Here is a 19,053-nt window from a genome sequence, read left to right on the forward strand (position 1 = left end):
CTACTGCCATGATGAACCTGATGCACTGGCGCATGCTGGTGGCCGTGGCGGATACCGGCAACATCACCCGCGCCGCCGAGCGGGTCGGCATGACCCAGTCTGGCGCCAGCCAGGCCCTGGCGCTGCTCGAAGACAACCTGGGCGTGCAGCTGTTCACCCGGGAGAACCGCCAGACCCTGCCCACCGCCATTGGCGAACAGGTGGTGGAACAGGCGCGGCTGATGCTCGCGGCGTTGCAGAACATCCGCGACACCGCGGACGCCTGCCGGGACATTCAGCGCGGCACCATTCGCCTGGCGAGTTTCCCCATGGTGCTGGCGACTTTCCTGCCGCCGCTGCTACGGCGCTTCAAGCAGCTGTATCCGGGCATCCAGGTGGTGGCGCTGGAGGTCAGCGACGACGAGGTCGAGGCCTTGCTCGAGGCGCGCTTGATCGATGTCGGGGTGCTGCTCAACCCTGCGCCCGAGCGCAGGGTCGGCCTGCTGGGACGCGATGCCTGGGTGGCGGTGCTGCCGGCGGGGCATACCCTGGCGCGCCGCGCTCAGGAGCAGGGCGTGACCTTGCAGGAACTGGTGAGCCAACCCTTCGTGCTGGCCACCGGCGGCTGTTCGGTGAATGCCCGCAGCCTGGCGGTGGATGTCGGCCTGGAGCTGGCGGACGTGCGGGTCGAGGTGCGGGAGTGGAGCAGCGCCTTCACCCTGGTTCGCGAGCAAGTGGGGGTGACCCTGGTGCCGCAGATGACCTTGCCGGAGCAACGCCAGGGCCTGTGCGTGCTGCCGTTGAGCGTGCCGATCCAGCGCACCTTCGCCCTGGTGCTGGCCGAGGGCAGCGAACCGTCGCCGGCGCTGCGGGCCTTGCTCGATATGCTGGCCCAGGGCTGAGCGCAGCCGCTCAAGCCGCCCCATGAAACAGGGTTGCCGTGGGGAACCCTGTTTCGACTAGCCGATTAAAGCGCCGCGAGGAACTTGTCGGCGACTTGTTTCTCGACGCCGTTGGCGTCCTTCTCGACTTGCGCCAGCTTCAGCTTGTCCTGGACCCGCTGGGCGATTTCCTGAGCCACCGCCTGCTGTTTCTCCGGCGGCAGGTTTTTCAGGTCTTCCTCGGTAATGCCCATCTCTTCGAGGATGCGGTCGCGCATACGCTGTTCAGGGGACTTGCTCATGTAGTCCTTGAACTCATCCAGGGCCGGGCCCTGGGTGGCGCTGTTGGCTTGCGCGATGCTGGCGGTCGGCGGGGTGGCCTGCAGCAGCACGCGGGTCTTGGCGAAGGCCGCCGCGACATTGTCGTTGACCGTGTTGCCGGCCTGCTGCACGGCCTGGGACGCTTGCAGGGTCGCGGTGTTCTGCACGTTCTGCATCAAACCGCTGTACAGCGCGCTGGCGGCCGCGGTGCTCGGGTCCATGTCGGACCGCTGGGTGGGCTGGATCGCCGAGGTTTTCTGGGCACTGACCAACATGATTGGGTACCTGTGTGTAAGGGCTATCGAAGGCTGCGCAGCAATTTGCATGCCGCCACCCTGCAGCGCCCCCGGGACGGGGCTCTTTGCCAGGGATTTGCGCCGATTGCCCGGCAAGGCTGGCGGCGCGCGGCGGACAAGCCTTGCCGCTTGCGGCCAGCGGCGACCGGTCAACGCTGGGCGATATTCTCCAGGGCCAGGTTGCGGGTACGCGGGCCAAAACGGCCGATGGTGAACATCACGATCAGCATGCTGCCGACAATGAATGCCAGGACCCCGGGTGTACCGAAGTGATCGAGGAAAAAGCCGATCAGCAGGCTGCTGAACACCGTCGACAGGCGGCTGAACGAGTAGCAGAAACCCATCGCCCGGGCGCGGATATTGGTGGGGAACAGCTCGCTTTGATAGGAGTGGTAACTGAAGCTCAGCCAGGCGTTGCAGAAGGTGATCATCACCCCGCAGACGATCAGCCCCAGGGCCGTGCTCTGCCAGGCGAACAGGGTGCCGAAGGTCATGGCGCCGAGGGCCGAGCCGACGATCTGCCACTTGTTCTCGAAGCGGTTGGCGAACTTGACGAACAGCAGCGGCCCCAGCGGATAGGCGAGGGTGATGATAAAGGCGTACATCAGGCTGTGGGTGACGCTCACGCCCTGGCCCGAGAGCAGCGCCGGCAGCCAGTTGCCGAAGCCGAAGAAACCGATGGCCTGGAACACATGGAACACGATCAGCATCAGTGCCCGGCGTCGATAGGGCGGTTGCCAGATATCGGCGAAACGCCCCGAGCCCTGGACGCCGAGGGCCTCGGGTTGCGGAGTGTCCAGCGGCTTGCCGTGGTCCTTGGCGCAGCGCGCCTCGATGCTGTCCATGATCCGCTCGGCCTCGGCGAAGCGCCCATGCTGGGCCAGCCAGCGCGGCGACTCGGGCAGGCGTGAACGCAACCACCAGATAAACAGCGCGAACACCGCGCTGGCCAACACCACCCAGCGCCAGCCGGCGATGCCGAACGGGTCCTGCGGCACCAGCCACCAGGACATCAGCGCCACCGCCGGCACCGAGAGAAACTGCACGAAAAAGGCAAAGGCGAAGGCCGAGCTGCGCATGTGCTTGGGCACCAGCTCGGAGAGGTAGGCGTCGATGGTCACCAGTTCGATGCCCAGGCCGATGCCCACCAGGAAACGCATGTCGATGATCCCCAGGGCCGAGGTCTGTATGCCCATCAGCACTGTGGCCACGGTGTACCAGATCAGGGCGAAGGTGAAGATCGCCCGGCGCCCGAAGCGGTCGGCGATCGGGCTCAGCAGGCTGGCGCCGAGGAACAGGCCGAGAAAGGTCGCCGAGGCGAAGGCCGCCTGGTCGGAAAAACCGAACACGCCCTGGCTGCCGGTGGCGAAGATTCCGTCGCGGATCAGGCCGGGGCTGATATAGGCGGTCTGGAACAGGTCATACAGCTCGAAGAAACCGCCAATCGACAGCAGCGCCACCAGGCGCCAGACCGTGGCAACGGCGGGCAAGCGATCGATGCGGGCGGAGATATCGGCGGCGCGGACCGGGTCGAGGCCGTCGGTAGCGACAGTAGGGGCGAGGGACGACATGGGCGGGATTCCAGGTTTCGGTGAAGAGGAATCTTAGCTGGCTAACGGAAATCAATGATTGTGAATGCGGGGTCGGAAGCCGGGCTGTGCGCTGATTTATTGTCGTATTTCGTTACATTTTGGCGGTTTGTGCCGCAGCCTCAACCAAAGCGGCATCCAGCTCCTACAGAAAAAAGACGATTCAGGGAATGCCATTGCGTCCATGCAGCAGGAAGGCCGGGCGTTCGCTGAGCCGTGCGTAATAGGCGGCGACGGCGGGGAAGTCGGGGCGCTCCATGGGCGTCATCATCCAGCGATGCACCGACAGCCCGAGGACGATATCGGCCAGGCTGAACTGCTCGCCGAGCACATAGTCGCCGCTGCTCGCCAGTTGCTGTTCGAGCAGGGCCATCTTGGCGTTCCAGCCGCGCAGGCCGGCGGCGATCCGCTGTGGGTCCTGGAAGTCCGGGTTCTGCCGGACCAGGGCGACGAAGGCGTAGCTCCACGCGGGATTGAGTTCCGTGGCCTGCCAGTCCATCCATTGCTCCACCAACGCCCGGGCCCGGGGTTCGCCGGGCAGCAGCCGTTGCCCGGCGACCTTGCCGGTCAGGTACCGGCAAATACTGTTGGACTCCCAGAGCGCGCCGGCGTCATCGACCAGCACCGGCACCTGGGCGTTGGGGTTGAGCCGGAGAAACTCCGGTGTGTGGGTCGACTGGAAGCCGCTGCCCCAATCCTCGCGTTCGTAGGGCAGGCCCAATTCCTCGCAGGTCCATAGCACTTTTCGGACGTTGATCGACGAGGCTTTACCGAGAATTCTCAGGGTTCCCATGCAAGCTTTCCTTGGCGGGTGGAGGGCCCTGGAAATCTAACAGTGTGCCCCGCCTTAGGCGATGCCAATTTGCGCCGGGATGCTCAGGCCGGGTCCGGCAGTGCAGACGCCGGCAGGCCGAAGACCCGGTCGAACAACCAGTTGAAGACGAAGGTGTAGCAAGGAATGAACAGGATCAGCGCCAGGTCCAGCAGGAAGGCCTGTACCAGGCTGATGTGCATCCACCAGGCGATCAACGGAATCAGGAACAGGATCAGCGTCATCTGGAAACCCACGGCGTGGGCGATCCGCCGCTTGACCGTGCGGGTCCGCGAGACCTGGCGGCTTTCCCAACGCTCGAACAGGCTGGTGTAGATGAAGTTCCAGGTCACCGCGATGCTGGTGATCACCACCGCCAGCGAGCCGGTGCTGCTCGGCGAAGTGCCGGACAGCAAGGCCAGGCCCAGGGCCGAGAAGGTCATGCCGAACACCTCGAACAGTGACACGTAAACCAGTTTGCGCTTGATGCCTTGCATGTTTTTTCCTCCGCGTTCGTTGGCCCGGGCCGCTCCTTTTGCAGGAATGGCTGGCGAATGCGGCGCAAGATAGCTTCAATATGCCTGACAGAAAAAGTCAGTAGCTTTCAGGTTTACTGATAGGTCGACCTCCTAGACAGGCGTCTGCATGAATTTCTCCAGCGACAGCATCCAGTTGTTTCTCGCCGTGCTCGAGCGCGGTTCGTTTTCCGCGGCGGCCCGGGCCCTGGGCAAAGTGCCGTCGGCGGTGAGCATGGGTATCGCCAACCTTGAGGCGGAGCTGGGCTACCCCCTGTTCGACCGCAGCCATCGCGAGCCGGTGCCCACCGCCATGGCCAATGCCCTGGCGCCGCACGCGCGGCTGATCGCCGAGCAGCTCAAGCACCTGCAGGTGCATGCGGTGGAGTTGTCCCTGGGGTTGGAAAGCCGGCTGTCCATCGGCGTGGTCGAGGACATCGACAAGTCCCGGGTGCTGGCGGCGATCAAGTTGATCGCCGAGCGTCATCCGTTGCTCGACATCGAGGTACTGAGCGCACCCCAGGACGATCTGTTGCAACTGCTGCACACTGGCCGGGTCGCGGTCGGCGTGGCCTTCGCCGGGCTCAGCCTGAACGTGCTGGAGTATTTCCAGTACGTCGGCAGTGAACGGATGATCGCCTGCATTTCCGCGCGCCATCCGTTACCCGAGGCGCCGGACGCCACCCTCTATCTGGAAGAGCTGGTCAACGTGCGTCAGGTGGTGGTTGCCAGCCGCGATTTGCCGATCCGCGACACCCGGCCGCTGATCGCCGAGTCCTACTGGCGCACCGACAGCCTGGCCATGGCCCTGGACATGGTCGAGTCCGGCATCGGCTGGGGCAATTTCCCGCTGTCGGTGATCGCGCCCTTGCTCCAGGCCGGAAGGCTCAAGCGCCTGACCTTCAAGAACATCGACAACGGCCTGCTGCTGCCGGTGCACGCGGTATGGCTGAAGAACCAGCCCCTGCAAAAGGCCGCCCAGGCCTTCGTGCAGTTGCTGGGTGGGCAGGACCCGGCGCTGGCCCCGGTGATTCATGCAGAGGTGAGGCCGTAAGCGCGTGCGCTTATGGGGCTGGGCGGGTGGCGTCGTGCTGCTCGCTGCCTAGCGCCTGGTGATGCAGCCAATCGAGCAAGCGGGCGATGGGCGAGTCCGGGTCGACGGCCTCGGGCGACAACAGGTAGTAGGCGCTGCCGTCGGCGATAAAACCGAAAGGCGCGACCAGCAGGCCCGACTCCAGGTCGTCGCGCACCAGTTGCCAGGGCGCGATGGCCAGCCCCAACCCAGCCACCGCCGCTTGCAGGCTGAAGTAGAAATGCTCGAAGACCTGCTCCGTGCCCGGCGCCTGTTGCATTCCCTTGAGGGTCAACCATTGCTCCCAGGCCGCTGCCCGGGTCGCGCTGTGCAGGCGTGGCGCCGTATCCGATAGCCGTACTCTGCCGCTTGCGTCGCGGGTCCAGCCGACGGCCTGGTCCGGGCGACACACCGGGCCGATTGCTTCATCGAACAGCCACTGCGCGTGGGTGTGCGGTGGCCAGGGAAAGTCGTTGCGGCGGATCGCCAGGTCGATGCCTTGAGCAAAGGCGAAGGGCCCGCCGCCGGCCACCAGTTGCAGGGGGATATCCGGATGAGCGGCGAAGAAGGCCGGGATCCGTGGAATCAGCCAGCGCATCAGCAGGGTCGGTTCGCAGGACAGCACCAGGGCCGCGGCCTTGTCCGGCGTTCGCAGTTTGCGGGCGGCGGCGTCGATCAGGTCGAAGGCATGCTCCACGCTGTGCAGCAATTCGCGGCCGGCCTCGGTGAGAAAGACCCGATGGCTGCGACGCTCGAACAGCCGTGTGCCGAGGTCTTCTTCCAGGGTGCGGACGGCACGGCTGATGGCGCCGTGGGTCAGGTGCAGGGCTTCGCCGGCGCGGGTGAAGCTCTCCAGACGGGCGGCGGCCTCGAAACAGCGCAGGGCGCTCAGGGGCGGCAGGCGGCGATGGGTTGTCTGTGAGTTTTTATCACCGGGAATGTCAGTTTTCATCGTTCGCTCTGTGACGGTTCGTGCCCATAAGGTATGGGCCGGATTCTATAGCGAAGGCGCTTGAAAATGACTGAACTGTTAGTAGTAATCACCATTACCATCCTCGCGGTGCTCAGCCCGGGGCCGGATTTCGCCATGGTCACGCGTAACAGCCTGGTGCTGTCGCGTCGGCATGGGGTGTTCACGGCGCTGGGGATCGGGCTCGGGGTGATGCTGCATATCGGCTACACGCTGTTGGGTGTCGGCCTGCTGGTCAAGGAATCGCTGCTGCTGTTCAGCGTGCTGAAAATCGCCGGGGCGCTGTACCTGGTTTATCTCGGTATCGGCATGCTGCGCAGCCGCGCGGTCGAGGTAGAGGTAACGGTCGATGCGCCGCGGGTCTCGGCGTGGGCGGCGTTGCGTACGGGGTTTTTGACCAATGCGCTGAACCCCAAGACGATGATTTTCGTGGTCAGCCTGTTCATGCAGGTGATGCAGCCAGGTACCGCGCCGGGTGTGCAGATCGGCTATGGCGCGATCATTGTCCTGGCCCATGTGCTGTGGTTCGTGGCGGTGGCGCTGTTCTTTTCGGCGCCGGGCATCCGGGCCCGGCTCATCGCTTACAAGCGGCGTATCGACCAGTTGTTCGGCGTTCTGCTGGTGGGCTTCGGCGTGTTGCTCAGCGCCCTGAGCCTGCGTTCCTGAACGCGGCTCAGGTGCTCTCGCGCACCATCAGCTCGAAGCCCATGTCCACCACCGGCTTGGCCACGCTGTTGCCGGCCATCAGGGTCAGCAGCTGTTCCGCGGCGCGGCGGCCGATGGCTTCGCGCGGGGTGCTGATGCTGCTCAGGCGCGGCACCATGTGCGCCGAGGCGGGCAGGTCGTTGAAGCCCATCACCGCCACTTGCTCGGGGATCCTGATGCCGCAGCGCATGGCTTCCAGCAGGGCGCCGTGGGCCAGGTCGTCGTTGCCGAAGAAGATCGCGTCCACATCCGGGTGACTGTGCATCAGTTGCAGGAAGAGTTCGCCGCCCAGGCCCACCGACGAGGGGCGCGGGGTGAGGACTTCCAGTTTCGGGTCGTAGAGGCCGGCTTTCTCCAGGCCGCGGCGGAAACCTTCGCCGCGCATCAGGGTGCGCTGGTCGAGTTGGGCGCCGATATAGGCCAGGCGCTTGCGCCCGCGGGAGATCAGGTGCTCGGCGGCGGTTTCCCCGGCGTTGTGCTGGGAGAAGCCCACGCAGTTCAGGCCGGCCTCGGGGTTGAGGTCCATCATGTAGACGCAGGGGACGTTGCTGGCTTCGACCATCCGTCGGGCGCTTTCGGTCCGGTCGAAGCCGGTCAGCAGCAGGCCGCGGGGCTGGTAGGCCATGTAGTTGCGCAGCAGGTTTTCTTCTTCGTCGGGGGAATAGTGGAAGTTGCCGATCAGCACTTCGAAGCCCTTGGGCCGCAGAACCTGATGAATGGCTTCCAGGGTATCGATGAACAGCAGGTTGGACAGCGACGGCACCAGCACCACCACCGAATGGCTCTGGGCCGAGGCCAGGGCGCGGGCGGCGGGGTTGACCACATAGTTGAGTTCGCGGGCGGCCTTCTGCACCTTTTCCACCAGTTCGGTGGCCACCGTGTCGATGCCGCGCAGCGCTCGCGAGGCGGTGATCGGGCTGACGCCGGCCAGGCGCGCGACTTCGTTGAGGGTAGGGCGCCCCGTGGTGCGGGTATTTTTATCGTTCTTGGAGGAGGTCATCAGACGGCTTGCCAAACAAAATTCAAGTCACTAAGGTAGCGCTGTCTCGAAACAGCTGCAATGCGTGAGCGCGGTCGGCCTGACCCGCACTCTTTGGTTTCGCGGCCTATATACGCGGCAACCCACAAAAATGACAAGAAGGCGTCGGCAGAAACTATTTTTGCACTAGAGTTTCGAAGAGCGAAGGTAGCGCTGTCTGCGCGCTGAGGTGTTTCATGAGTCAACCCATCACCGCCCTGGTCATCATGGGCGTTGCCGGCTGCGGCAAGTCCAGCGTCAGTCAAGCGCTGTGCCAGCGCAGCGGCGCCACGGCCATTGAAGGCGATACGTTCCACCCTGCCGCCAATATCGCCAAGATGAGTGCCGGTATTCCCCTGAACGACGACGACCGTGCCGGCTGGCTCGACAGCCTGTGCGACGAGTTGCGTCGCGCCCTGGCCGCCGGACAACGTCCGGTGCTGACCTGCTCGGCGCTCAAGCGCAAGTACCGCGACCGCTTGCGCAGCGCCACGCCCGGCCTGGGCTTCGTTTTCCTGCAATTGACACCACAGGTGGCCGCCGATCGCGTGGCCCACCGTCCGGGGCATTTCATGCCTTCGACCCTGATCGACAGTCAGTTCGCGACCCTCGAATCTCCCGTGGGCGAACCCCTGACCCTGGCATTGGACGCCACCATCCACAGCGTTGACCGGCTGGCCGAACAGGCCCATGGCTGGTGGCTGGAGCACGGGCTGGACTCACCCCGATAAGCTTCGGTTCACACAGATAGCGCTATCCCACTCGGCTCACGTTTTTAACGCTTGAATAAAAACAACAAACCGGAGGCAACCCCATGTTTGGCATGTCCCAAGAGACCTATCTGCTGGTAGACGCAGTGGTCACCATTATCGGGCTGATCGTGCTGATCACCCGATTCAAGCTGCATCCCTTCATCGCCCTGACCATCGCCGCGGGTTTCCTCGGCCTGACGTCGGGCATGCCGGTGGACAAGATCATCAAGGCGTTCCAGGACGGCTTCGGTGGGGTACTCGGTTTCGTCGGGATCATCCTCGCGCTGGGCACCATGCTCGGCAAAATGATGGCCGAATCCGGCGGCGCGGATCAGATCGCCCAGACCCTGATCCGCTCGTTCGGCAAGGAGCGGGTGCAGTGGGCGATGATGTTCGCCGCCTTCCTGGTGGGCATCCCGCTGTTCTTCGAGATCGGCTTCGTGCTGCTGATCCCGCTGGTGTTTATCGTCGCCCGGCGCACCGGCGTGTCGATCATCAAGATCGGTATCCCGCTGCTGGCCGGCCTGTCCGCGGTGCACGGCCTGGTGCCGCCGCATCCGGGCCCGCTGCTGGCCATCGGCGTATTCGGCGCCGACATCGGCAAGACCATTCTCTACGGCCTGATCGTAGCCCTGCCGACCGCGATCATCGCCGGTCCGATCTACGGCACCTTCATCGCCAAGCACATCCCGGGTCATCCGTCCCAGGAGCTGGTCGACCAGCTGGCGCGCGAGAACACCTCGGCCAACCTGCCGAGCTTCAGCGTGACCCTGCTGACCGTGCTGCTGCCGGTGTTCCTGATGCTGCTCAAGACCTTCGCCGACGTGGCCTTCCCGGACGGGCATTTCTTCCGTATCTGGATGGACATGATCGGTCACCCGATCAGCGCGCTGCTGCTGGCTCTGCTGCTGTCGCTCTACACCTTCGGTTCGCGCCAGGGCATCGGCTCCAAGCAGATCCTCAAGCTGCTCGACGCCAGCCTGGCGCCAACCGCGGCGATCATCCTGATCATCGGTGCCGGCGGTGGCTTCAAGCAGATGCTGGTGACCAGCGGCGTGGGTGACGTGATCGGCCACATGGCGGTCAACGCGCAGATCTCGCCGATCCTGTTGGCGTGGCTGGTGGCGGCGGTGATCCGGATCGCCACCGGTTCGGCGACCGTGGCGACCATCACCGGCGCGGGCATCGTGGTACCGGTGGTCGGCATGATCCCTGGGGTCAACCGCGAGCTGCTGGTGCTGGCCACCGGCGCCGGCTCGCTGATCCTGTCCCATGTCAACGACGCCGGTTTCTGGCTGGTGAAGCAGTACTTCAACATGACCGTGGCGGAAACCTTCAAGACCTGGACCGCGATGGAAACCATCCTCTCGGTGGTGGGCCTGATCTTCATCCTGCTGCTGTCGCTGGTGGTGTGACCCGAACCCTGTAGCCGCTGCCGAAGGCTGCGATCGGCCGGTACGGCCGTAGCGATCTTGCAATCGCTGAAGGCCCTTCGGTCCTTATCGCAGCCTGCGGCAGCGGCTACAGGATCATGTCGGCTGGTTATTAGCCGGACACAAAAAAACCGCATCGCTGCGGTTTTTTTGTGCCTGCTTATAGGGCGACGCGGATCAGCCTTTCTGCACCAGGCCATCGGCGCGGAACATGCCACGGATGCCGCGCACGGCCTGGCGGATGCGGTCCTGGTTTTCGATCAGGGCGAAGCGCACATGGTCGTCGCCGTACTCACCGAAACCCACGCCCGGCGAGACGCAGACCTTGGCCTCGGCCAGCAGCTTCTTGGCGAACTCCAGCGAGCCCAGGTGCGCGTAGGCTTCGGGAATCTTCGCCCAGACGTACATCGAGGCCTTGGGATTCTCGACCATCCAGCCCAGCTCATGCAGGCCCTTGACCAGCACATTGCGGCGCTGGCGGTACTGCTCGGCGATATCTTTCACGCACTGCTGGTCGCCTTCCAGCGCAGCGATGGCCGCCACCTGCAGCGGGGTGAAGGTGCCGTAGTCGTGGTAGCTCTTGATCCGCGCCAGGGCGCTGACCAGCTCCGGGTTGCCGACCATGAAGCCGATGCGCCAGCCGGCCATGTTGTAGCTCTTGGACAGGGTGAAGAACTCCACCGCGATGTCCTTGGCGCCCGGCACCTGCATGATCGACGGGGCTTTCCAGCCGTCGTAGACGATGTCGGCGTAGGCCAGGTCGTGGATCACCAGCACGTCGTACTGCTTGGCCAGGGCGATCACCCGCTCGAAGAAGTCCAGCTCGACGCACTGCGCGGTCGGGTTGGACGGGAAACCGAGGATCATCATCTTCGGTTTCGGGATCGAGCCGCGGATGGCCCGCTCCAGCTCGTCGAAGAAATCCACGCCCGGCACCAGCGGTACCGAACGCACCTGGGCGCCGGCGATCACTGCGCCGTAGATATGGATCGGGTAGCTCGGGTTGGGCACCAGCACGGTGTCGCCCTGGTCCAGGGTGGCGAGCATCAGGTGCGCCAGGCCTTCCTTGGAACCGATGGTGACGATGGCTTCGCTTTCCGGGTCGATATCGACCTCGTAGCGATCCTTGTACCAGCGCGAAATGGCCCGGCGCAGACGCGGAATACCCTTGGAGGTGGAGTAGCCGTGGGTGTCTTCGCGCTGGGCGACGGTGACCAGTTTCTCGACGATGTGCGGCGGAGTCGCACCGTCGGGGTTACCCATGCTCAAGTCGATGATGTCTTCGCCGCGCCGACGCGCAGCCATCTTCAGCTCGGCAGTGATATTGAATACGTAAGGGGGGAGTCGATCTATACGCGCAAAGCGGCGCGGCGAACCTTGTTCGGCCATTGTTGCCTCGAGTACGTGAGCGCCCGGAACCGTCCGAGCGACGTCGGCCACTGCGGTGGCCTGGGGGCAGACGATAAGGGCTGTGGCGCCAGGCTGTCCAGAGGGGCGCGGCAACTATTTTTTTGCCGGCAGTGGAGTTGCCTGGACAGGGATTTGCATCATGCAGGCTGGATTCGCAGTCCGCGCATTGTGTTTTCCGGGCCCTCCCGCGTTAAATACCCCCCACTCGAACAACCGCATCGAACAGGATGAATGATGGAGTTTACCAGCGGCTTTCTGCTGAGCCTTTCGCTGTGCCTGGACATAGGCGTGGCCAATATCGCGATGATTACCCTGGCCATGCAGCGTGGTTATTTCCAGGGTTTCTGCCTGGGCCTGGGCACCTGTGTCGGTGACCTGATCTACGCCGTCTTGGCGCTGGCCGGCATGACCGTGCTGCTGCAGTACGAAGCGGTGCGCTGGGTGCTGTGGATCGGCGGGTCGGCGCTGCTGGTGTACTTCGCGGCGAAGATGATCTATTCGGCGATCCACCACAGCGCGGTGCTGGCCGAGGCCGGGGAGGTGGACAACGATTCGCCGCGCAAGGAGTTTTTCCGCGGCATCTTCCTGGCCATGTCGTCCCCCAGCGCGATCCTCTGGTTCGCCGCGGTGGGCGGTACCCTGATTGCCCGTTCCGGCGGCGGTGACCTGCTCAGTTCCGGGCTGTTCCTCAGCGGTTTCTTCTGCGCCGGGCTGGCCTGGGTCGTGGGTCTGTGCTTTGCCGCGACCCAGGGCGGCAAGCTGCTGGGCGACAAGCTGTTGCGTTACTCTTACTTGGCATCTGCGGCGATCTTCTGCTATTTCGCGGTCTACGTGATCCTTTCCGGTTACCAGGAATTCATCGTCGGCGCGGCGGTCGCGGAGCTTCCCGCACTCTGACCCAGCGATTCGGGTTTGGCCTCTATACTCCCTGCCGAACCCATTTTTCAGGCAGGAGTCGCATCATGGATGAGCAAAAACAGGTCAGCGGGCCGGTGCCGCGTTTCGAGAAGGGGCGCTTTCTGCTGATCGCCGGTCTGGGCGGGCGTTTCACTCCCGAGACGACGCAGGGCATTCCTGAACTCTGGGAACGCTTCATTCCCCATATCGGCAAGGTTCCCGGCCAGGTCGGGGAGGAGACCTACGGCCTCTGCTGCAACCCCGACGGCAAGGGCGGGTTCGAATACATCGCCGGGGTCGAAATCAGCAAACTCGACGATTTGCCCGAGCTGTACCGCTGGGTCGAGGTGCCGCCGCAGCACTACGCGGTGTTCGAGCACCAGGGGCCGCTGGCGAGCCTGCCGCAGACCTTCCAGTACATCTGGAAAACCTGGCTGCCGCAGTCCGGGCGCGAAGCCGCCGATGCGCCGGAATTCGAACGCTACAGCGCCGACTTCAACCCCGACACCGGCCAGGGCGTGCTGGAAATCTGGCTGCCGCTCAAGGAACAGTGAGCCGCGCCGCGAGCACCGGCCGGGCCCGCGGTGGGCCCGGTCATTTGCCTTTGTTCGGCCGGCGGGCGCGCCACAGGTCGATGGACAGGGTGACGAAACCGAACGCACTGATACCGAACAGCACCAGCAAACCGATCTGAACATTGCTCATGGCGACTTCCGTACTCGACCAGGATGGGATTGATTGAGCCCTGATAAATAACCCGGTCGGTGCGCGGATGACAGCGACTCTACGCAGGTTTTACGGGCTTGCCGTCATTCGATATGCAAGCCTTATTACTTTATGATCGGCGGCATTTCCCATAGCCGATCCGTTCCCCATGACCTTATCCAGCCTGTTGATCCGTCAGGTCGCCGCCGCTGACCTGGACCGCTGCTTCGCCATCGAAACCCTGGCCTACGAAGGCGACGAAGCCGCCACCCGGGAAAAGATCGCCACCCGCATCGCCACCTGGCCCGAGGGCTTCATCGTCGCCGAAGTGGAGGGCGTGGTGGCCGGCTTCATCAATTCCGGGGCGGCCTTCGAGGTCGAGATGGCCGACGAGGCCTTCAAGGAACTGATCGGCCACGACCCGGCCGGGCCCCATGTGGTGATCATGTCGGTGGTGGTGCACCCGGACTATCAGGGCCAGGGTGTTTCCCGGCGTCTGCTGGAGGCCTTTATCGAGCGCATGCGCGGCCTGGGCAAGGCCAGCATCAACCTGATGTGCAAGGAGCGGCATGTGCCCTTGTACGAGCGCTTCGGCTTCGTCTACCTCAAGGCTTCGGCGTCGGACCATGGCGGCATGGCCTGGCACGAGATGGTGCTGGAGTTGTGAGGTCGTAACACAGGTCGTAACGCCACGGCGCAGGAGCCAGGCTTGCCCGCGAAAAGGGCGCCGCGGTCTGGCCGATGTACCGCGTCAGCCTTCATCGCGAGCAAGCTTCGCTCCTATAGAGCCTTCAATACAGGCTGTTCTGCACCCGCTCCGGCATTTCCCGGTCGTAGCGGTCGGCGTCGAACTGGCCGTCGCAGAGGCGCTTGAGGATGGCGCCGGCCGAGGGCAGGGCCGAGCGTTCCAGGTAGTGCTCGGGGTTCCACAGGTCGGAGCGCACGATGGCCTTGGAGCAGTGGAAGTAGGCCGCCTCGACGTCCACCAGGATCACCGTGCGCGCCGGCTTGCCATTCACCGCGAAGCTGTCCAGCAGCGCCGGCTCGGCCGAGATCCGCGCCCGGCCATTGACCCGCAGGGTCTCGCCGATGCCCGGAATGATGAACAGCAGGGCCACCCGCGGGTCGCTGACGATATTGCGCAGGCTGTCGATGCGGTTGTTGCCCGGGCGATCGGGCAGGGCCAGGGTGCGCTCGTCGATGATCCGCACGAAACCCGGGGTATCGCCGCGGGGCGAGCCGTCCATGCCGCCTGGGCCGCTGGTGCTCAGGATCACCAGCGGCGAGGCGCGCACCATGGCCTGGTAGTCCGGGTTGAGGAAGGGGATTTCCTTGCGTACGGCGCGCTCAATGGGCTGGCCGTAGATTGCTTCCAGTTGCTCGAGGGTGGTCAGCATCATGCTTCTCCTGGGTAACGTCAGAACATCAGGGCCAGACGGCGTTCATAGCCGATGCGGCCCCTGTAGGCCTCGCCGCTGTCGACCCAGCCTTGCTTCAGATAGAGGCTGAAGGCCGCGGCGTTGTCCGCGTCCACCGACAGCATCAGCCCCTTGATTTCTGGCCACGCCTGGCGCGCGGCGGCGGGCAGGGCTTGCAGGCAGGCCCGGCCGTAGCCCTGGCCCTGGACCCGCTGATCGACCTGCAAGGCATGCAGGGTGGCGGTGTCGGGGTCGGCCCAATGGGGCAGGAACGGTGGGCGCTTGAGCAGCAGAAACGCCACCGGGACCTCGTCGGCCAGCAGGGCGAAGCCCTTGATCCCGGGCTCCGGCGCCTTGAGCAGGGTATGCAGCGCGGTGTAGATATCGCCGGAATAATGCTTCTGTCGCGGGTGCACTTCGAGCGCGTCGAGCTGCTGCAATTGCCTGGCGTCGAGCTGTTCGTAGGGCACGAGTCGGGTGGTCACTGGGCTGTCCATATCCGGGCACTGAGGGGGCTGGGTAAGTGGCGATTCTAGCGATTTTGCCCAGGGTTCCGGTTTTTTTTCCTGGCCCTGTCGATTGAGCGGGCGGCCAGACGACTAAGGGTGTCTTCACGATTTAACGGTCGCCTGCGGCGGCCACCTTGAGCCCGTATCACTCAATCGCAAGGAGAATCGCCATGAACGCCCAAACCACCGAAAGCGAAATCCGCAGCCTGATCGACGCCTGGCGCCAGGCCGTGATGGCCAAGGACATCGAGCGCATCGTCAGCTATTACGCCGACGACATCACCGCGTTCGACGCCGTGACCGCGTTGCAATTCAAGGGCAAGCAAGCCTACCGCGCGCACTGGAAAGCTTGCATGGAAATCTGCCCTGGCCCGGGCATTTTCGACTTCGAGCAGCTGCACATAGTCGGCGCCAGCGACAGCGCCTTCGCCCACTGGCTGGCCCACTGCGGCGGCACCGACGACAAGGGCGAGACCAAGGCCTGCTGGATGCGCGTGACCGCCGGTTACCAGCGCCTGGGCGGCCAGTGGAAAGTGGTCCACGAACACTGGTCGGCGCCGTTCGACATGCAGAGCGGCACCGCCTTGTTCGACCTGCAACCCTGATCGTCGGGTTTTTCGCCAAAGCCTGAAACTGCAGCCATAGTTGATCAGCCCGATCGAGGAGAGCCCCATGAAATACCTATGCCTGGTCTACAGCGACGAACAGCTGTTGCACAGTCTGCCGGAGAGCCCGAAGGACGCCGAGTGCATGGCGTACGCCGAGTCGGTGCAGGGCAGCGGCCGGATGCTCGCCGCCGAGGCCCTGGAGTCGGTGCAGACCGCGACCACGGTGCGCATGCGCGGCGGCCGGCTGTCGATCACCGACGGCCCGTTCGCCGAAACCAAGGAACAGTTGGCCGGGTTCTACCTGATCGATGCCAAGGACCTCAATGAAGCCATCCAGGTCGCCGGCAACATTCCGGCGGCCCGGGTCGGCAGCGTCGAGGTACGCCCGGTGCGTGAGTTGAATCCCTGATCGCCACCCTGGAAAACGAGCCCTGAAAAAACAAGCATAAGCAGGAGTTTCGCCATGACCGAGCACAGCGTGGGCCGTGCGCCCGCCCAATATGAGTTGTCCATCAGCCGCCTGATCGATGCGCCGCCCGGCAAGCTGTTCCGTGCCTGGACCGAACCTCAGTTGTTGGTGCAATGGTGGGGACCCCACGGCATGACCACCCCGGAGTGCGAAATGGACCTGTGGGTCGGCGGCCAGTTTCGCACCCTGATGCGCGCCCCGGACGGCAACGAATACCCGACCATGGGCGTGTTCCTGGAGATCGTCGCGCCGCGGCGGCTGGTGTTCACCGATGCCTTCCTGCCGGGCTGGATTCCTTCGGGCAAGGCCTTCATGAGCGCCGAGGTGACCTTCGACGACCTGGACGGCAAGACTCTCTACACCGCTCGCGCCATGCACTGGAGCGAAGAGGATCGCCAGGCCCATGAAGCCATGGGCTTTCACGAGGGCTGGGGGCAGAGCCTGGATCGCCTGGAAAGCCTGGTGACCCGAGGCATGCCGGACTGATGCCGACGGCAACGCAAGACAGCGTCAAGGCGCTGGTGGAGACGGTCTACCGCAACGAGTCGCGGCGGATACTGGCGACCCTGATCCGCCTGCTGGGGGATTTTGACCTCGCCGAAGAAGCCTTGCACGAGGCGTTCTTCGTCGCGGTCGAGCGCTGGCAGCGCGACGGCGTACCGGACAACCCGCGGGCCTGGCTGGTGTCGGCCGGGCGTTTCAAGGCCATCGACGGCTTGCGTCGGCGGGCGCGTTTCGCCGCGTCCCAGGCGGCGCTGGTCAGCCAGCTCGAAGAGCTGGAGCAGGCAGACTGGAGCGAGGAAGACCTGGAAGACGACCGCCTGCGCCTGATCTTCACCTGCTGTCACCCGGCGCTGGCGGCGGACGCCCAGGTGCCGCTGACGTTGCGGGAGATCTGCGACCTGACCACCGAGGAAATCGCCCGGGCCTTTCTCTCGGCGCCGGCCACCATCGCCCAGCGCATCGTGCGCGCCAAGGCCAAGATCCGCGATGCACGGATTCCTTATCAGGTGCCGTCCCTGGGCGAACTGCCCGAGCGCCTGGACAGCGTGTTGCGGGTGATTTACCTGGTATTCAACGAAGGCTATTCGGCGTCGATGGGCGCCGAGCTGACCCGCGAAGACCTGACCCATGAGGCGATCCGTCTCGGCCGTCTGTTGCTGGAACTGCTGCCGGAGCCTGAAGTGATGGGCCTGCTGGCCTTGATGCTGTTGCATGAGTCGCGGCGCCTGGCGCGAACCTCGGCCACCGGGGAGCTGGTGCTGCTGGACGAACAGGATCGATCGCTGTGGGACCGCGAATTGATCGCCGAAGGCTGCGCCCTGGTGGAGCACGCCCTGGGCACCCGCCGTTTCGGCCCGTACTGTCTGCAGGCGGCGATCGCCGCGGTGCATGCCGAGGCGGTGACCGCCGGGGAAACCGACTGGCAGCAGATCGTCGGTCTGTATGACGTGCTGTTGCGCGCCATGCCCTCGCCGGTGATCGAACTGAACCGCGCGGCCGCCATCGCCCAGAGGGACGGACCGCTGGCCGGCCTGGAGCGGGTCGAGGCGATCCTCGCCCGGGGCGAGTTGCAGGATTACCACCTGGCCCATTCGGCGCGGGCCGAGTTCTGCCGGCAATTGGGCCGCATCGAACTGGCGCGGGAAGCCTATCTGCGCGCCCTGGAACTGACCCGCCAGGAACCGGAGCGGCGTTTTATCGAGAGCAAGCTCGAAGCCCTGAAAACCCTCTGAACGCCTGCCGAGCCGAAGACTGCGGTCGGCCGAGCGGCCGCCAGCGGGGCGAGCCTCTGCAAAAAACGCTTATTCCAGCATCCGCCCCAGCAACCAGCTGCCCGCCGGACCTGGCGGGTGCAGGCGCGACCACAGGGCATCGACCGCCACGTTGCGCGGCCAGCCACGGGCATCGAGCTCCACCAGGCTGTCGGCGCCGAAACGCTCCACCAGCCAGCGCGGCAGGGGCGCCCAGCCAAAGCCGCCCTGGGCCATTTCCAGCAGCATCAGGTAGCTCGGCGCCGACCACACCCGGCCCCGTGCCCGGCTGTCATAGGGGTTGACGATGGTCGCCAGGCGCAGCTCGCGGTGCTGTTGCAGGCGCGCCTGATCGATATTTTTCAGCACCGCCAAGGGGTGGTTGCGCGACACGAACAGGGCGATTTCGGTGCGCTCGTCCACCGTCGAATGGTCGAGGTCCGCCGGGTATTCGGGCTGCATCTCGGCAAAGGCGATCTGTGCCCGACCGCGCTGGACCAGCTCGATCAGGTCGTCGCATTCGGCGATCAGGCATTCCAGCTCCAGGTCCGGGTAGCGTTGTTCGAAGGCGCTCAGCGAGGTTTCGAAACGATCCGACTGATAGGTGTCGGACAGGGCCACCGTGAGCTTGGCTTCCACGCCCTGGGCCAGCTGGCTGGCGGCCATTTCCAGGCGGCTGGTGGCGGCCAGGATGTCTTCGGCCCGTTGCAGCATGACGTGGCCTTGCGGGGTGAGGGCGGGCTTGCGGCTGCTGCGGTCGAACAGCTGCAGGTCGAGATCGATCTCCAGGCTCGCCACCGCCGCGCTGATGGTCGACTGGCTCTTGCCGAGCTTGCGCGCGGCCGCGGAAAACGAGCCTTGGGTGGCCGCCTGGACAAAGGCCAGCAGTACTTCGTGTGAGGCCATAAACTATCGCCTTGCTCGATGGTTAATGGTTATGA

The 19,053-nt window shown here is 64.7% G+C and carries 22 protein-coding genes; 12 read left to right on the top strand and 10 right to left on the bottom strand.

All coding sequences use genetic code 11. The annotated features are described in order from the left end of the window. Positions 1 to 8 precede the first annotated feature (8 nt). Positions 9 to 881, top strand: a complete 873-nt coding sequence (locus CRO75_RS06570; protein ID WP_097134790.1) for a LysR family transcriptional regulator — start codon at positions 9 to 11, stop codon at positions 879 to 881. A gap of 65 nt (positions 882 to 946) precedes the next feature. Here CRO75_RS06570 and CRO75_RS06575 read toward each other — a convergent pair whose 3' ends face one another. The 4 genes from CRO75_RS06575 to CRO75_RS06590 all read right to left on the bottom strand — a co-directional run bounded on the left by CRO75_RS06575 (position 947) and on the right by CRO75_RS06590 (position 4,374). Beyond that, positions 947 to 1,456 carry a hypothetical protein gene (locus tag CRO75_RS06575; protein ID WP_097134791.1) on the bottom strand — a complete coding sequence of 170 codons (510 nt, stop codon included), beginning with the start codon at positions 1,454 to 1,456 and terminating at the stop codon, positions 947 to 949. Between the two features lie 170 nt (positions 1,457 to 1,626). Continuing rightward, positions 1,627 to 3,048, bottom strand: coding sequence for an MFS transporter (locus tag CRO75_RS06580; protein WP_097134792.1), 1,422 nt, complete (start codon positions 3,046 to 3,048; stop codon positions 1,627 to 1,629). Between the two features lie 181 nt (positions 3,049 to 3,229). After that, on the bottom strand, positions 3,230 to 3,859 hold the full coding sequence (locus tag CRO75_RS06585) for a glutathione S-transferase (RefSeq protein ID WP_085532008.1): 630 nt from the start codon (positions 3,857 to 3,859) through the stop codon (positions 3,230 to 3,232). An 83-nt stretch (positions 3,860 to 3,942) separates the two neighbouring features. Next, positions 3,943 to 4,374, bottom strand: a complete 432-nt coding sequence (locus CRO75_RS06590; RefSeq protein WP_097134793.1) for a PACE efflux transporter — start codon at positions 4,372 to 4,374, stop codon at positions 3,943 to 3,945. 148 nt (positions 4,375 to 4,522) lie between these two features. Between CRO75_RS06590 and CRO75_RS06595 the strand changes: the two genes are divergently transcribed. Beyond that, complete coding sequence (locus CRO75_RS06595; RefSeq protein ID WP_097134794.1) at positions 4,523 to 5,446, top strand: LysR family transcriptional regulator; 924 nt, start codon at positions 4,523 to 4,525, stop codon at positions 5,444 to 5,446. 10 nt (positions 5,447 to 5,456) lie between these two features. Here the strand turns inward: CRO75_RS06595 and CRO75_RS06600 are convergent, their stop codons facing one another. Then, a complete protein-coding gene (locus CRO75_RS06600; protein WP_097134795.1) occupies positions 5,457 to 6,416 on the bottom strand; it encodes a LysR family transcriptional regulator in 960 nt (319 codons plus the stop codon). Positions 6,417 to 6,482: 66 nt separating this feature from the next. On the opposite strand from CRO75_RS06600, the gene CRO75_RS06605 reads away from it, so the two are divergent. Next, positions 6,483 to 7,100 carry a LysE family transporter gene (locus tag CRO75_RS06605; RefSeq protein ID WP_097134796.1) on the top strand — a complete coding sequence of 206 codons (618 nt, stop codon included), beginning with the start codon at positions 6,483 to 6,485 and terminating at the stop codon, positions 7,098 to 7,100. A 7-nt stretch (positions 7,101 to 7,107) separates the two neighbouring features. Here CRO75_RS06605 and CRO75_RS06610 read toward each other — a convergent pair whose 3' ends face one another. Next, positions 7,108 to 8,139 carry a LacI family DNA-binding transcriptional regulator gene (locus CRO75_RS06610; protein WP_007925129.1) on the bottom strand — a complete coding sequence of 344 codons (1,032 nt, stop codon included), beginning with the start codon at positions 8,137 to 8,139 and terminating at the stop codon, positions 7,108 to 7,110. Positions 8,140 to 8,354: 215 nt separating this feature from the next. On the opposite strand from CRO75_RS06610, the gene CRO75_RS06615 reads away from it, so the two are divergent. Both CRO75_RS06615 and CRO75_RS06620 read left to right on the top strand, forming a co-directional pair. After that, positions 8,355 to 8,888: a gluconokinase gene (locus CRO75_RS06615; RefSeq protein ID WP_097134797.1), complete on the top strand. Its 534-nt coding sequence runs from the start codon at positions 8,355 to 8,357 to the stop codon at positions 8,886 to 8,888. An 83-nt stretch (positions 8,889 to 8,971) separates the two neighbouring features. After that, on the top strand, positions 8,972 to 10,324 hold the full coding sequence (locus tag CRO75_RS06620) for a GntP family permease (protein ID WP_009050373.1): 1,353 nt from the start codon (positions 8,972 to 8,974) through the stop codon (positions 10,322 to 10,324). A gap of 195 nt (positions 10,325 to 10,519) precedes the next feature. Here the strand turns inward: CRO75_RS06620 and alaC are convergent, their stop codons facing one another. Further along, positions 10,520 to 11,731, bottom strand: coding sequence for an alanine transaminase (alaC, locus tag CRO75_RS06625; protein WP_007925133.1), 1,212 nt, complete (start codon positions 11,729 to 11,731; stop codon positions 10,520 to 10,522). Between the two features lie 255 nt (positions 11,732 to 11,986). On the opposite strand from alaC, the gene CRO75_RS06630 reads away from it, so the two are divergent. The 3 genes from CRO75_RS06630 to CRO75_RS06640 all read left to right on the top strand — a co-directional run bounded on the left by CRO75_RS06630 (position 11,987) and on the right by CRO75_RS06640 (position 14,021). After that, positions 11,987 to 12,649: a LysE family transporter gene (locus CRO75_RS06630; protein WP_097134798.1), complete on the top strand. Its 663-nt coding sequence runs from the start codon at positions 11,987 to 11,989 to the stop codon at positions 12,647 to 12,649. Positions 12,650 to 12,714: 65 nt separating this feature from the next. After that, positions 12,715 to 13,203: a GyrI-like domain-containing protein gene (locus tag CRO75_RS06635; RefSeq protein ID WP_085531996.1), complete on the top strand. Its 489-nt coding sequence runs from the start codon at positions 12,715 to 12,717 to the stop codon at positions 13,201 to 13,203. Positions 13,204 to 13,523: 320 nt separating this feature from the next. Further along, entirely contained in the window at positions 13,524 to 14,021 is a 498-nt protein-coding gene (locus tag CRO75_RS06640) for a GNAT family N-acetyltransferase (protein ID WP_009045201.1), read from the top strand. Positions 14,022 to 14,145: 124 nt separating this feature from the next. Here CRO75_RS06640 and CRO75_RS06645 read toward each other — a convergent pair whose 3' ends face one another. Both CRO75_RS06645 and CRO75_RS06650 read right to left on the bottom strand, forming a co-directional pair. Then, positions 14,146 to 14,751 (bottom strand): pyridoxamine 5'-phosphate oxidase family protein, encoded by a 606-nt coding sequence (locus CRO75_RS06645; RefSeq protein ID WP_097134799.1) that lies wholly within the window; start codon positions 14,749 to 14,751, stop codon positions 14,146 to 14,148. A gap of 20 nt (positions 14,752 to 14,771) precedes the next feature. Then, positions 14,772 to 15,257: a GNAT family N-acetyltransferase gene (locus CRO75_RS06650; protein ID WP_177409728.1), complete on the bottom strand. Its 486-nt coding sequence runs from the start codon at positions 15,255 to 15,257 to the stop codon at positions 14,772 to 14,774. A 194-nt stretch (positions 15,258 to 15,451) separates the two neighbouring features. On the opposite strand from CRO75_RS06650, the gene CRO75_RS06655 reads away from it, so the two are divergent. The 4 genes from CRO75_RS06655 (at position 15,452) to CRO75_RS06670 (ending at position 18,094) form a co-directional block, all read left to right on the top strand. Beyond that, positions 15,452 to 15,886, top strand: coding sequence for a nuclear transport factor 2 family protein (locus tag CRO75_RS06655; RefSeq protein WP_097134801.1), 435 nt, complete (start codon positions 15,452 to 15,454; stop codon positions 15,884 to 15,886). Between the two features lie 67 nt (positions 15,887 to 15,953). Continuing rightward, complete coding sequence (locus CRO75_RS06660; RefSeq protein WP_007925146.1) at positions 15,954 to 16,298, top strand: YciI family protein; 345 nt, start codon at positions 15,954 to 15,956, stop codon at positions 16,296 to 16,298. A 54-nt stretch (positions 16,299 to 16,352) separates the two neighbouring features. Continuing rightward, positions 16,353 to 16,844, top strand: a complete 492-nt coding sequence (locus tag CRO75_RS06665; RefSeq protein ID WP_053262329.1) for an SRPBCC family protein — start codon at positions 16,353 to 16,355, stop codon at positions 16,842 to 16,844. Continuing rightward, positions 16,844 to 18,094: an RNA polymerase sigma factor gene (locus tag CRO75_RS06670; RefSeq protein ID WP_097134802.1), complete on the top strand. Its 1,251-nt coding sequence runs from the start codon at positions 16,844 to 16,846 to the stop codon at positions 18,092 to 18,094. Before CRO75_RS06665 ends, CRO75_RS06670 begins: the two co-directional genes overlap by 1 nt. 69 nt (positions 18,095 to 18,163) lie before the next feature. On the opposite strand, the gene CRO75_RS06675 is transcribed toward CRO75_RS06670, so the two are convergent. Further along, positions 18,164 to 19,018: a LysR family transcriptional regulator gene (locus CRO75_RS06675; protein ID WP_097134803.1), complete on the bottom strand. Its 855-nt coding sequence runs from the start codon at positions 19,016 to 19,018 to the stop codon at positions 18,164 to 18,166. Positions 19,019 to 19,053: the final 35 nt, after the last annotated feature.

This window comes from Pseudomonas sp. LAMO17WK12:I10, assembly GCF_900215185.1.
GTDB classification, from domain to species: Bacteria; Pseudomonadota; Gammaproteobacteria; order Pseudomonadales; family Pseudomonadaceae; genus Aquipseudomonas; species Aquipseudomonas chlororaphis.

Coding starts and splice junctions, on each gene's coding strand:
- alaC (WP_007925133.1), bottom strand. CDS start 11,731: ATGGCCGAACAAGGTTCGCCGCGCCGCTTTGCGCGTATAGATCGACTC.
- CRO75_RS06630 (WP_097134798.1), top strand. CDS start 11,987: ATGGAGTTTACCAGCGGCTTTCTGCTGAGCCTTTCGCTGTGCCTGGAC.
- CRO75_RS06655 (WP_097134801.1), top strand. CDS start 15,452: ATGAACGCCCAAACCACCGAAAGCGAAATCCGCAGCCTGATCGACGCC.
- CRO75_RS06645 (WP_097134799.1), bottom strand. CDS start 14,751: ATGCTGACCACCCTCGAGCAACTGGAAGCAATCTACGGCCAGCCCATT.
- CRO75_RS06575 (WP_097134791.1), bottom strand. CDS start 1,456: ATGTTGGTCAGTGCCCAGAAAACCTCGGCGATCCAGCCCACCCAGCGG.
- CRO75_RS06600 (WP_097134795.1), bottom strand. CDS start 6,416: ATGAAAACTGACATTCCCGGTGATAAAAACTCACAGACAACCCATCGC.
- CRO75_RS06665 (WP_053262329.1), top strand. CDS start 16,353: ATGACCGAGCACAGCGTGGGCCGTGCGCCCGCCCAATATGAGTTGTCC.
- CRO75_RS06675 (WP_097134803.1), bottom strand. CDS start 19,018: ATGGCCTCACACGAAGTACTGCTGGCCTTTGTCCAGGCGGCCACCCAA.
- CRO75_RS06635 (WP_085531996.1), top strand. CDS start 12,715: ATGGATGAGCAAAAACAGGTCAGCGGGCCGGTGCCGCGTTTCGAGAAG.
- CRO75_RS06615 (WP_097134797.1), top strand. CDS start 8,355: ATGAGTCAACCCATCACCGCCCTGGTCATCATGGGCGTTGCCGGCTGC.
- CRO75_RS06640 (WP_009045201.1), top strand. CDS start 13,524: ATGACCTTATCCAGCCTGTTGATCCGTCAGGTCGCCGCCGCTGACCTG.
- CRO75_RS06570 (WP_097134790.1), top strand. CDS start 9: ATGATGAACCTGATGCACTGGCGCATGCTGGTGGCCGTGGCGGATACC.
- CRO75_RS06595 (WP_097134794.1), top strand. CDS start 4,523: ATGAATTTCTCCAGCGACAGCATCCAGTTGTTTCTCGCCGTGCTCGAG.
- CRO75_RS06580 (WP_097134792.1), bottom strand. CDS start 3,048: ATGTCGTCCCTCGCCCCTACTGTCGCTACCGACGGCCTCGACCCGGTC.
- CRO75_RS06610 (WP_007925129.1), bottom strand. CDS start 8,139: ATGACCTCCTCCAAGAACGATAAAAATACCCGCACCACGGGGCGCCCT.
- CRO75_RS06620 (WP_009050373.1), top strand. CDS start 8,972: ATGTTTGGCATGTCCCAAGAGACCTATCTGCTGGTAGACGCAGTGGTC.
- CRO75_RS06605 (WP_097134796.1), top strand. CDS start 6,483: ATGACTGAACTGTTAGTAGTAATCACCATTACCATCCTCGCGGTGCTC.
- CRO75_RS06590 (WP_097134793.1), bottom strand. CDS start 4,374: ATGCAAGGCATCAAGCGCAAACTGGTTTACGTGTCACTGTTCGAGGTG.
- CRO75_RS06670 (WP_097134802.1), top strand. CDS start 16,844: ATGCCGACGGCAACGCAAGACAGCGTCAAGGCGCTGGTGGAGACGGTC.
- CRO75_RS06585 (WP_085532008.1), bottom strand. CDS start 3,859: ATGGGAACCCTGAGAATTCTCGGTAAAGCCTCGTCGATCAACGTCCGA.
- CRO75_RS06660 (WP_007925146.1), top strand. CDS start 15,954: ATGAAATACCTATGCCTGGTCTACAGCGACGAACAGCTGTTGCACAGT.